At 28.3% G+C, this 12,715-nt stretch carries 11 protein-coding genes and 1 CRISPR repeat array; of the genes, 10 read left to right on the plus strand and 1 reads right to left on the minus strand.

The features are described 5' to 3' along the window. From B5E58_RS12340 to B5E58_RS12385, 10 genes are all read left to right on the plus strand, one after another. Positions 1-234 (plus strand): FAD-dependent oxidoreductase (locus tag B5E58_RS12340; protein WP_158097763.1); only part of this gene is annotated, 234 nt, incomplete at its 5' end. A 761-nt stretch (positions 235-995) separates the two neighbouring features. Next, positions 996-3,176 carry a CRISPR-associated helicase/endonuclease Cas3 gene (locus tag B5E58_RS12345; protein ID WP_088109961.1) on the plus strand — a complete coding sequence of 727 codons (2,181 nt, stop codon included), beginning with the start codon at positions 996-998 and terminating at the stop codon, positions 3,174-3,176. 16 nt (positions 3,177-3,192) lie between these two features. After that, positions 3,193-3,918: a type I-C CRISPR-associated protein Cas5c gene (gene cas5c, locus B5E58_RS12350; protein WP_088109962.1), complete on the plus strand. Its 726-nt coding sequence runs from the start codon at positions 3,193-3,195 to the stop codon at positions 3,916-3,918. Then, positions 3,912-5,669: a type I-C CRISPR-associated protein Cas8c/Csd1 gene (gene cas8c, locus B5E58_RS12355; RefSeq protein WP_088109963.1), complete on the plus strand. Its 1,758-nt coding sequence runs from the start codon at positions 3,912-3,914 to the stop codon at positions 5,667-5,669. Before cas5c ends, cas8c begins: the two co-directional genes overlap by 7 nt. A gap of 4 nt (positions 5,670-5,673) precedes the next feature. Then, positions 5,674-6,525, plus strand: a complete 852-nt coding sequence (gene cas7c, locus B5E58_RS12360) for a type I-C CRISPR-associated protein Cas7/Csd2 (protein ID WP_088109964.1) — start codon at positions 5,674-5,676, stop codon at positions 6,523-6,525. Next, a complete protein-coding gene (locus B5E58_RS12365) occupies positions 6,522-7,181 on the plus strand; it encodes a CRISPR-associated protein Cas4 (protein ID WP_088109965.1) in 660 nt (219 codons plus the stop codon). The genes cas7c and B5E58_RS12365 overlap by 4 nt, the downstream gene beginning before the upstream one ends. Next, entirely contained in the window at positions 7,178-8,194 is a 1,017-nt protein-coding gene (cas1c, locus tag B5E58_RS12370) for a type I-C CRISPR-associated endonuclease Cas1c (RefSeq protein WP_088109966.1), read from the plus strand. The genes B5E58_RS12365 and cas1c overlap by 4 nt, the downstream gene beginning before the upstream one ends. Positions 8,195-8,203: 9 nt before the next feature. After that, positions 8,204-8,494, plus strand: a complete 291-nt coding sequence (cas2, locus tag B5E58_RS12375) for a CRISPR-associated endonuclease Cas2 (protein WP_088109967.1) — start codon at positions 8,204-8,206, stop codon at positions 8,492-8,494. Between the two features lie 171 nt (positions 8,495-8,665). After that, positions 8,666-9,974: a CRISPR direct-repeat array (repeat unit 33 nt; unit sequence GTCACGCCTCGCAAGGGGCGTGTGAGTAGAAAT). Positions 9,975-10,093: 119 nt separating this feature from the next. Continuing rightward, positions 10,094-10,672: a CatB-related O-acetyltransferase gene (locus tag B5E58_RS12380; protein WP_443080088.1), complete on the plus strand. Its 579-nt coding sequence runs from the start codon at positions 10,094-10,096 to the stop codon at positions 10,670-10,672. A gap of 477 nt (positions 10,673-11,149) precedes the next feature. Further along, positions 11,150-12,142: an AAA family ATPase gene (locus B5E58_RS12385; protein ID WP_088109968.1), complete on the plus strand. Its 993-nt coding sequence runs from the start codon at positions 11,150-11,152 to the stop codon at positions 12,140-12,142. A gap of 228 nt (positions 12,143-12,370) precedes the next feature. Here the strand turns inward: B5E58_RS12385 and B5E58_RS13545 are convergent. After that, the coding region (locus tag B5E58_RS13545) for a hypothetical protein (protein ID WP_330395654.1) at positions 12,371-12,715 on the minus strand (345 nt) is incomplete at its 5' end.

Here is a 12,715-nt window from a genome sequence, read left to right on the forward strand (position 1 = left end):
GACACAGTAGTAATGAGTATCGGAACATCTCCAAACCCACTTATAAGAAGTACAACAAAAGGTCTTGAAACAAACAGAAAAGGCTGTCTTGTTGTAAACGAAGAAACAATGCAGACAACACGTGAAGGAATTTATGCAGGTGGTGACGCTGTAACAGGTGCTGCAACAGTTATACTTGCTATGGGTGCTGGTAAAAAAGCTGCTGAATCTATTCACGAATATTTAAAAAAATGAATTGTATTATATTTATTGTTTTTTATTATAATTTAATTTATTATGTAATATTTAAAAGTAACATAAGTAAATATATATTACAGAGTTTTTTGTTTCCATTAATTATTTAAACAATTCAGGGAACAAAGAAACACCAAATTTTTTGAAAAATAACTCTACACCAAGGGACAAGTGTTTTTCTATGTCATACTATTTATATCGTCATGATGGGATGAGTAGTCAAATGTGATGACATAGTCAAAAAAGCCCGAGAAATCAACGTTTTCAGAGGTTTTTTTAAAGGATTTTTAGGATTAAAAAAATTCGATTTTCATAGATGACATGGCAAAAATTAGGTGAAAAATCGATTTCAAGCGATGTGATTTTAAATTCACATCGCTTTTTGTTTATCAATAAAACCACCGACTAGGCCAGTGGATATTTATTAATAAATTTACTTTTTTTAATATTTTAATTTTAGCATATAAAGCTATAAAAGTATTGGCAAGTAGGGCAAAGTGGTACCCACTTTACATTTCTGCTTGTTTGGGAATACCCCTAATTCCCTTAAAAACACATAATAAATTATGTGGCGTTTATTTAGTAATTATGATTATAAATCTTTAAAATTAAAATATAAAAACTTTAATACAATTTAACTAAAATTTACAAAAATAAACAATTTGCAATCAAAGACGTTGTTGTAAAAATAAGTAAATGGTATAATTTTTCATATAGTTATTAAACAAATATATAAATATTTTTTAAGAGAGATGATGTTTATGTATAAAGCTCATATAAATGAAAGCACAAAAAGTGTTCAAACTGTAAAAGAGCATAGTCAAAATACAGCTAATTTATGTAAAGAAATGGCTATAAATGAATTTAAAGATGTTTTATATTCAATAGGTTTGTTACATGATATTGGTAAATATCAAAAATCATTTCAGAGTAGAATAAATGGAAAAAATATATACGTTGAACATTCAACTTGTGGTGCTATTGTAGCTAATGAGAGATATAAAAATGTTATTAAACTAATTATGATGTATTGTATTATGGGTCATCATTCTGGCATTCCAAATGGTGGTTATAAAAATGATACATCAGATATGTCAACTCTTTTTGGAAGATTGAAGCGTAAATTTGAAGATTATGATTATTATTATAATGAATTAGATATACCTGAAATTGATGAGAAAGAATTTAATAGTTTTATGTCTAAGGACTGCCTTAATATTTATAATGTAATTGATAAATTTGCTTTTTTTACAAGATATTGTTTTTCCTGTCTAGTTGATGCAGATTCTATTGATACAGCTAGATTTTGTAATGTTGTATATAATCCTTCATTGTATGCAAATTTTGATGAATGCTTATATAAAATAGATAACATATTAAATTCCTTTAAAGCAAAAACTACCTTGCAAAAATCACGTTCACAGTTACAGAAAAAAGTTTTTGACAATGTAGATGAAGAATACCATGTTTGTATTATTAATATGCCAACAGGAAGTGGCAAAACATTGTGTAGTATGAAGTTTGCTTTAGAAAGAGCTGTAAAATATAACAAAAAAAGAATAATATACATAATACCATATAATAGTATTATAGAACAAACAGCAGAAATTTTTGAAAATATTTTTGGTGACTCAGCAGAAATATTAAGGCATCAATCAACATTTTGTTATGATGAACATATAGAAAATGATGATTATATAAAAACTATCAAACTTGCTACAGAAAATTGGGATGCACAAATAATTATAACAACAGTTGTTCAATTTTTTGAGTCTATATATTCTAATAAAAGAAGCAAATTGCGTAAATTGCATAATATGTCAGATAGTATACTTGTTTTTGATGAAGTTCATACAATGCCAAGTGATTATTTGCAACCTTGTCTTGAAGCTATATCCTATATAACAAAATATCTTAATAGTGAAGCTATATTTTTAACAGCTACAATGCCAGATTTTGAAAAATTAATTAAAGAATATGGATTACATAATATCAATATAAAAAATTTAATTGAAAATAAATATTTGTTTGAAAATTTTAAAAAATGTGAATATAAAAATATTAATACATTAAGCAAAGAAAGTCTTATTATTAAATCAAAAAAATATCCATCAAGTCTTATTGTAGTAAATAAAAAGAGTACAGCTAAAGAATTATATAATATGTGTCAAGGTAAAAAATATCATTTATCAACATATATGACAGCTTTTGATAGAAATAGAGTTATAAATGAAATAAAATGTGAAATATTACAGTTAGAAAAAGACTTTCCTAATTTTGAAGATGTACCAGAATACAGAAAAATTACTGTAATATCAACATCTCTTATAGAAGCTGGAGTTGATATTGATTTTTTTGTTGTTTTTCGTGAATTATCAGGAGTTGATAATATATTACAGGCGGGTGGAAGATGTAATAGAGAAGGAAAAAGAGAGTCGGCAGAAGTTTTTATATTTGAGATAGACGAAGAAAAATTAAAACCTATAAAAGATAAAAGAATTGAGATAACTAGAGGTATTTTATCTAAATATAATGATATATCATCATATGAAAGTATAAATGAATATTATGAAAAGTTGTTCTTTATGAAAAAGAATGATATTGTCAAAAATTCTATGTATCAATATTCAGAAAATTTAGAATCATTACCATTTAAAGATTATTCAGAAAATTTTAAAATTATAGATGATGAGAGTGTATCTGTAGTAGTACCTTGTGATGATATAAGTCAAAAACTTATAGATGATATAAAGATAAATGGATATGGCGATATAAGAAAACTTCAAAAATATGCTTTTTCTGTACATAGATATGAATTTGAAATTTTATTTAAGCAAAATGTTGTTGATGATTTTCAAAGTGGTATATGGTGCCTTACAAATACTGATTATTATGATAGAGAAACTGGAGTGTTGTTTGAAGGAAAGGACTATTTTATATAAATAAGAGGTGTTAGTTATGTATGGTTTTAAAATTATAATAGAAGGGGATTACGCTTGTTTTACAAGACCTGAAATGAAGGTTGAAAGGGTTAGTTATGATGTTCCTACACCAGGAGCCTTAGAGGGAATATTAAAAAGTATTTATTGGAAACCGGCTATAAGATATGTCATTGATAAAATAGTTGTTTTTAATGATATTAATTTTATGAATGTACGAAGAAATGAAGTTAAAGAAAAAGTGTCTTATAATGCCGTGAAAAATCAAATGAAAGGTAAAACTTCAAGTCCATACATTTATACTTCTGATGTTAGAAGTCAACGTTCTGCTATGATATTAAAAAATGTTAAGTATGGTGTTGAGTTTCATTTTGAATTGACAGGTATTAAAAATGATAATGAGTTTGAAGGCGAAAAAAAACACTACAATATAATAAAAAGAAGAATTGAAAAGGGACAATATTTTAGAGTACCTTGTTTAGGTTGCAGTGAATTTCCAGTAAAAAAAATATACATGATAGAAGAATTTAATTATGAAGATATATCTTCATCTATTGTTGAAATGGGAGATGTTGATTTAGGTTTTATGAATTATAAAGTTGTATTTAATGATAAAGGTATACCTATAAATGGAGATTGGGAAAATCCTAAATTTTCAGATAAAGCTCATACGGTATATTATCGTCCTCATATGATTAATGGAGTTATTGATGTTTTTAAGTATAGGGAGGGTTTTAAATGCTGATAAAAGCACTTTGTGATTATTATGATATATTATCTAAAAATGGTAAAATTTTATCTGATGAGTATTCTCCCGTAAATATAAATTATATTGTATGTCTAACAGAAGCTGGAAAAATAGATACAATAATTGAATGTGAAAAAGGTAATTGTGAAATTTTTCCAAAGAGATATTCAAAATCAACTGTAAAATCAGAAATATTGGATTGTAGAGGTAAATATGTTTTTGGATTAGAATTTGATGTTAAAAATAGTATATTTGAAAAATCTATTAAATTTAATAATGACTTTATAAAGGTAAATATCGAATTTTTAGAAGGATTAAACTCGCCTGTTGTAAATGCGTATCGTAATTTTATATTAAATTGGAACCCTGAAAATGAATGTACAAATCAATATCTTTTGAATTTGGGAAAAAAATATAATAAGTCTAATTTTACTTTTTGTTTAAGTGGAGAAATAGACTTACCACTACATAAAGATAAACAAGTTATTGAAAAATGGCTTTCAATATATAAAAATTTACAAACTGATGAAGATAAAAATATTTCTCAGTGTGCTATAACAGGAGAAAATAGCGAAATATCAAGAATTCATGATAAAATAAAAGGAATTGTTGGTGGACAAAGCGGTTGTGTTATGGTTGGATTTAATAATAATTCTGAATGTTCCTATGGAAATGAACAGTCATATAACAGTAATATATCTGAAACAGCTATGAGAAAATATACTAAAGCATTGAATTATATTTTGAATAGTAAAAATAATAAAAAGATATTTGATGACATTACAGTTATATATTGGGTTATGAGTGATAAAGAAAAGTATAATGATATCATGTCTATGTTCATTTTTAATGAGAGTATGGACGAAAAGGAAACAGACAATATGCTTAAAGAAATTATTAAAGATGCTAAAATAGGTGCAATAAATCCTGAAAGGGTATCTTCTATATTAGATATAAGTACAGATGTTGATTTTTATATGGTAGGATTAAAGCCCAATGTTTCAAGATTATCTCTTAAATTTATATATAAAAGAAAGTTTGCTGATATTTTGATAAATATTGCAGAACATCAAAAAGATATGCAGATTTCAGAAGAAATCAAGCCCGTTCCTTTTTGGGTTATAAAAAAAGAATTATTATCACCAAATAGCACAAATAGTGCTGCAAATCCAGCTTTAATCAGTAAAATATTTGAGTCTGCTATATATGGAACAGAATATCCAACATCTTTACTTTCAACAATAATTCAGCGAGCTAAAATAGATAAAAATACTGATAGGAACAAAAAAATAGATATTAGAAATAATAGTACAAGAGCAGGAATAATAAAAGCCTGTTTAAATAGAAAATCAAGAATTTTCAATAAAAAGGAGGAAATAAAAGTGGCACTTGATAAAGAAAATAAAAATCCAGCTTATTTATGTGGAAGACTTTTTGCGGTTTTGGAAAAATTGCAACAAGATGCTTCAAATAATAGTTTAAATACAACTATTAAAGATGCTTATTTCTCATCAGCGGTTTCAAAACCAGCAATTATATTTCCAAAAATTTTAAAACTTGCCCAAAGTCATATTAAAAAATCAGAACATTCAACTTATTATAATATTTTAATAGGTGAGATTATAGATGATTTAAAAGGCGAATTTCCAGAAACACTTTTACTTAATGATCAAGGAAGATTTATGATAGGTTATTATCAACAATATCAGAACTTTTTTGTAAAAAAAGAAAATAAAGAGGAGGAATAAAATTATGATTAATAACAGATATGATTTTGTAATACTTTTTGATGTTGAAAACGGAAATCCTAATGGTGACCCAGATGCAGGAAATAGTCCTCGTGTTGATGCTGAAACAGGTTATGGCTTTGTTACAGATGTTTGTATAAAAAGAAAAATAAGAAATTACGTTGAACTGATTAAAGAAGGAGAGGCAGGATATAATATACTTATAAAACCTGATAAATCTCTTAATGAGAAATTTACTGAAGCATATGAAGCGGAAAATCTACCAACTAAACAAAAAGGCAAAAATAAAGATGATGTTAAAAAAGCAAGAGATTATATTTGTAAAAATTATTTTGATGTTCGTACATTTGGAGCAGTTATGTCAACAGGTGATGACCCATGTGGAATTGTAAGAGGTCCTGTTCAAATTAATTTTGCGAAAAGTTTATCTCCTATAAATATAAATGATATTACAATTACAAGACAGGCGATTACAAAAAAAGATGACAATAAAGTAAATGAAATGGGAAGAAAAAGCATTATACCTTATGCTTTATATCGTGCAGAAGGATATATATCAGCAGCTCAGGCAAATAAAGTAACTGATATGACAGAAGAAGATGTTGAACTTTTATGGGAAGCAATTATAAATATGTTTGAAAATGACCATAGTGCAGCGAGAGGAAAAATGTGTACAAGAAAACTTTATATATTTAAACATAATAGCATACTTGGAAATAGTCCTTCTCATATACTTTTTGATAAAATATCAGTTGAGGTTAAAGATGATGTTATAATACCTAGAAAATTTAGTGATTATAATATAGTAGTAGATGAGAATATGCCTGAAGGTGTTTCTATGGTAAGTAAATTATGAATGATATAGCAATACGTCAAATACAACATTATTTATACTGTCCTCATAGATGGGGACTTTTGGAAATTGACAGGGCTTGGGCTGAAAATATTTTTGTTACAAAAGCGAATATTATACATAATCGTGTTAATGAACATAGTAAATATAGTATTAGAGGGAAAAAAGTTTTTACTTCAGTTTCAGTGTATAATGATGATTATGGTATTTATGGTGTTGTTGATTGCATTGAAGGTACAGTATCTCATACAGGTGTAAAAATTTCTAATGATAATAAAAAATATGATTTATGTATTGTAGAATATAAACCTACTAAGCCTAAAAATAAAGATTATAATTATGAAGACTTAATACAGGTTTTTGTACAGAAATTGTGTGTTGATTATGTGTTTAATTGTGATTGTGATGCAGTTTTGTATTATGCAGATGTAAAAAAACGTTTTAAACTGCCTTTAAAAGACAATTTTAATGAATATGACAATAAATTAAAAAGTATAATAAGTGAAATTAGAAAAGATATTGAATATGGTATAATTCCTCCTATTAATAAAGGACAAAATTGTAATGGCTGTTCTATAAAAGATATATGTATGCCTTCTTATAAGCCTATTAAGAGTGTTAGAGAATATATTAATGAGATATGGGAGGAAGATTTATGAGAAGACTATTAAATACTGTTTATGTTACTAATGAAATGTCATATTTATATCTTGATGGAGAGAATATTGTCTGTAAAGTAGATGATGAAATTAGACTTCGTATTCCCTTTGAGAATGTTGAAAATATAGTTTGTTTTAACTATATGGGTTGTTCTCCAGCACTAATGGGAAAATGTGTTGAAAAATGTATACCTATAAATTTTGTTTCGCCACAAGGCAAATTTCTTGCTAAAGTTTGTGGTGAAACAAAAGGAAATGTTTTTTTAAGGGTACAACAAATTGATAAGTTTCGAGAAAATGGACTTTTTTTATCTAAAAATACCATGGCAGCAAAATTTAGTAATACTAGACAAGTTATAAAAAGAACATTACATGATAATACTGAATTGCGTGATGATAATGAATTACAATATGTTATGGATACATTATTATCAAAAACAAATGATGTTTTTAATGCTGAAACATTAGAAGAAGTTATAGGTATAGAGGGGAATTGTGCAAAATTATATTTTTCTATATTTGATAAATTAATTACAAATAAAAATTTTAAGTTTGAATGTAGAAGTAAACGTCCGCCTCTTGACCCCATAAATGCAATGTTATCTTTTATATATACTTTAGCCACAAATGAATTTGCATCATCTCTTGAAACGGTAGGTCTTGATAGTTATATAGGATTTTGTCATAGTTTACGAAGTGGAAGAAATTCTCTTGCTTGTGATTTGGTTGAAGAATTTAGATGTATGATTGAAAGATTTGTAATTACTCTTGTGAATTTAAAAATTATTACATATAAGGATTTTGAAACACAAATTTCAGGTGCAGTATGGCTTAATGATGAAGGAAGAAAAAAGGTATTAACACGTTGGCAGGAAAAAAAGAGAACAGATATAGTACATCCATATTTAAAACAAAAAATACCTTTCGGTCTTATACCTTATGTTCAAAGTAATCTTTTAGCAAAATATGTTAGAGGAGATATTGATGAATATCCATGTTTTTTAGTTAAGTAGGTGAAAAATATGATGGTTTTAATAAGTTATGATGTAAGTACAAAAGATAAAACAGGAAAAACCCGTCTTAGAAAAGTTGCAAGAGAATGTCAAAATCATGGACAGCGTGTTCAAAACTCAGTGTTTGAAGTAAATTTAGATTATTCATCTTTTTTAAAGTTAAAAGATAGACTTCTTAAAATCATTGATGATAGTCAAGATAGTCTTAGATTTTATTATTTAGGGAATAATTGGCATAGAAAGGTAGAACACATAGGAGCAAAAGAAACTTATGACTCTGAAGGTGTAATTATAATATAATTTTTGGGCGAAGTATAAGTGATGTAAAAATCCTGTTAGGTTCGCCATATAAAAGCTATATTTTTTATATTATTTATGATATAATTTTAAAAATGTAATTTTTTAATATTATATTTTAATAAAGTCCGCCCATATATAGTGGAGTGACCCTTTATAATACAATATATTGCGGTCACGCCTCGCAAGGGGCGTGTGAGTAGAAATTTCTGTTACTCATTGAAACAGCGTGAATTTCATAAAGTCACGCCTCGCAAGGGGCGTGTGAGTAGAAATTAGATGAGTGGTATACAGGAACGAAAGTTCAGCGTGTCACGCCTCGCAAGGGGCGTGTGAGTAGAAATAATATCAATTAACATTTGTTTAGTTGCAATTACGTCACGCCTCGCAAGGGGCGTGTGAGTAGAAATTGTTGTTTACCTTTTTACTGAAGGTTTCGACCGTTGTCACGCCTCGCAAGGGGCGTGTGAGTAGAAATATTCCAGTTTATCTGTCGACTTAAAAGTCTTGCGGTCACGCCTCGCAAGGGGCGTGTGAGTAGAAATTAATTCCTCCTTTTTTATTTAATTAATTCCACACGTCACGCCTCGCAAGGGGCGTGTGAGTAGAAATTTCCTATTGCTGGAGCTATTCAGGGCAGAGGTGCGTCACGCCTCGCAAGGGGCGTGTGAGTAGAAATTGGCAGGATATTTCAAAATATAGTGGCGGCGTTGCGTCACGCCTCGCAAGGGGCGTGTGAGTAGAAATCCTTTTCAACTTCATTTCTGTAATTAGTTATCTTGTCACGCCTCGCAAGGGGCGTGTGAGTAGAAATGCATCAAGACCTTGGTTTAAATCAATTTTTATATGTCACGCCTCGCAAGGGGCGTGTGAGTAGAAATTTAATCTGTCAGCGTCTTCATCATTTTTCTTTAATGTCACGCCTCGCAAGGGGCGTGTGAGTAGAAATTTTCTCATTACAAACCACCAGAGGATATAACTGTTGTCACGCCTCGCAAGGGGCGTGTGAGTAGAAATCATACATAGCCTTTTTAAATGCTGTTGTTTTTTGGTCACGCCTCGCAAGGGGCGTGTGAGTAGAAATGTTCAATATTTTTTCGGATAGGTGATAATATAATGTCACGCCTCGCAAGGGGCGTGTGAGTAGAAATACAAATAAACTTTTGCAGTTCTCTAACGGTGCTGTCACGCCTCGCAAGGGGCGTGTGAGTAGAAATAGCACATTCGGTATTTGTTTATATTTATAGCATGTCACGCCTCGCAAGGGGCGTGTGAGTAGAAATTGAGTTGTATTCTAACAATATGTTAAACAATATGGTCACGCCTCGCAAGGGGCGTGTGAGTAGAAATTTTATGTTGTATTGTATTAAATATAATATAACAGTCACGCCTCGCAAGGGGCGTGTGAGTAGAAATCCTATAAATGCACTAAAAAATTAAAATTTAACAGGTCACGCCTCGCAAGGGGCGTGTGAATAAAAATCATTTTTAATAGTTTTAATAGTTGTTTGATTTGTTGTCATTAAAATATAAAAATTATTGAATCTATTAAGTTAATATGAAACAAAAAATATATCCACGCTCTAATGATAAAAAGAAACAATCTACTTAAAAAATATTATTAAAAATCCAAATATTATAGTAGGAGATTATACAATATATAATGATTTAAAAAACAATCCAAAAAATTTTGAAAGAAACAATGTTTTATATCATTATCCAATTAATAATGATAAATTAATGATTGGTAAATTCTGTTCTATTGCTTGTGGTGCTAAATTTATATTTAATAGTGCAAATCATACGTTATCATCACTTTCTACATATCCATTTCCCATATTTTTTGAAGAATGGGAATTAGATGTTAAGAATATTACAAATGCATGGGATAATAAAAGAGATATTGTAATTGGAAATGATGTTTGGATTGGTTATGAAGTAGTTATTATGGCAGGTGTAACTATTGGAGATGGTGATATAATTGGAACAGGTGCAGTTGTTACAAAAGACATTCCGCCTTATACCATTGTAGGAGGTATTCCTGTAAAACCAATAAGAAAACGATTTAAACAAGAAACCATTGATATTTTATTAAAAATAAAATGGTGGAATTGGTCTGATGAAAAAATATATAAACATATTTTAGACATACAGAATGGAAATATAGAGAATTTAATATAAATTTATTAATAAATTTTATAAAATAGTGTATATAAGTATAAATAAGACGAGCCTAAAATGGTTCGTCTTTTTTTGTACAAAAAGTGACGGTTAAAAGAAAGATATATGATAACTGACCCTGTTAAGGATATTAAAGAAAAATATAAATAAATTCTTAAATATAGGGTTTTTCTTGAAAATACAGAATTCTAATAGAAAAAGAAAACTATTGATACAGCTAAAACAGTGACGGTAGGACAGTAAAATTTAATTAGTACCTACTACTAAAAAAACTGACCCTACTGACCCTGTGTAATTATTTTTGATGTTATTAATAAAAATTAGCAGAGTCATTTGTGATATATAAATTCTTATAAAAGGAGGTGTTGGCTTCAGGGAAAGTGCCTAAGAAGTGCTAAAAATAGTAGAAATAAAGGAGATGATTATTAAATTTACATATTAGTTAAAGATAAAAATTTGTAAATAAGGAGGAATTAAATGAATACTATAAAACCTTTTCAAGTAATAAATGGTGAGGAACTTATGGATATGGATTATAAACCTGTAAGATATATAGTAAAAAATCTATTGCCACAAGGCTTGACTATACTGGCAGGAGCACCTAAAACAGGAAAATCATTTTTAGCATTAGAACTTTGTCTTTCGGTTTCTAAGGGCGAAAAACTTTGGGATTTTGAAACAACTAAAGGAACAGTTTTATATCTTTGCTTTGAAGATAATACAGAACGATTACAGAATAGAATATACACTATGACAGATGATATACCTTCAAATTTATATTTCTGTTGGGAAGTATCAACATTAGGTTATGGACTTGAAGAAAAAATAAGTCTATTTTTAGAAGAACATAAAGATACAGTTCTTATTGTGATAGATACATTTCAATGTATAAGACCACAAGGAGCTGATTATAGTTATGGAAATGATTATAAAGAACTTCAAATATTAAAAAATATTGCTGATAAGTTTCATATATCAATACTTCTTGTACATCATTTAAGGAAACAAGAAAATAAAGATTATTTTCATATGATTTCAGGGACAACAGGGATACAAGGTGCATCAGATAATTGTTTTGTTATGACAGAAAAAGAGCGTGGAAGTGGTAAAGTTAAGTTGTATATTCTTGGTAGAGATATTGAAAAAAGAGCATTGGAACTTGAAAGAAATGAAAACAATATTTGGATAAAGATAAATGATTCTTTGGATAACAGAAAAATAGAAAAAGATGATATAACAGAAATAATAAAAGGATACATGAGTAAAAATGATTTACTTATCGGAGAACCAATAGCAGTAGCAAAAATATTAAGTGAAAGTTCAAATAAAGAAATATCTCACCTAACATTATTAAAAAGATTAAAGAAAAATGCAAATGAACTTTTAGATAATGGATATTCATTTAAAACAAGGAGAAGTAATGGAAAAAGAATTATTGAGATAGTAAAAATAGTGACAGTAGAAAAGTAATTTAGTGACGGTTAAATAAGTATATAGTCTTAACTGACCCTGTAAAAAGAGAAACACAAATGAATTTTAAACATTGGATTTTCCTTTAAAATAAGGCTTTTTAATATAAAAATGATTATTGAGATAATAAAAACAGTGACGGTAGGACAGTAAATTTTCATTAGTACTCACTACCCAAAAAAACTGACCCTACTGACCCTGTTTAGATATTATTTTCTGCAAATAATCTTATAAGTTTTTTAAAAACAGCCTAAAAATTTCATTGTCAGTTTCTATATCACGAGCAGTAAGAGCCAGACTTAATTCTTTTATCATAGCTTGTAAAAATACTTGAGCAAATGAAGTTTCAATAAAATGTTGAGAAAGCATCAACTGAAATGCTTCAAATTTTTCTTTGCCAACAAGATTTATAAGTTTATTTTCTGTTTCTTGAAACTCTATTACATCAACTTCGTTACAACAATGATAGTAAATTTCAGTTGTAAAATCAGAAAATGATTGCTTAATAATAGAGTCTGCCACAGATAATATTAAAAGATTTTCATTTGTTTCAGGTTCTTGATAGTGAAATTT

Source organism: Tyzzerella sp. An114, from assembly GCF_002161055.1.
In the GTDB taxonomy this organism is placed as follows: domain Bacteria; phylum Bacillota; class Clostridia; order Lachnospirales; family Anaerotignaceae; genus Fimicola; species Fimicola cottocaccae.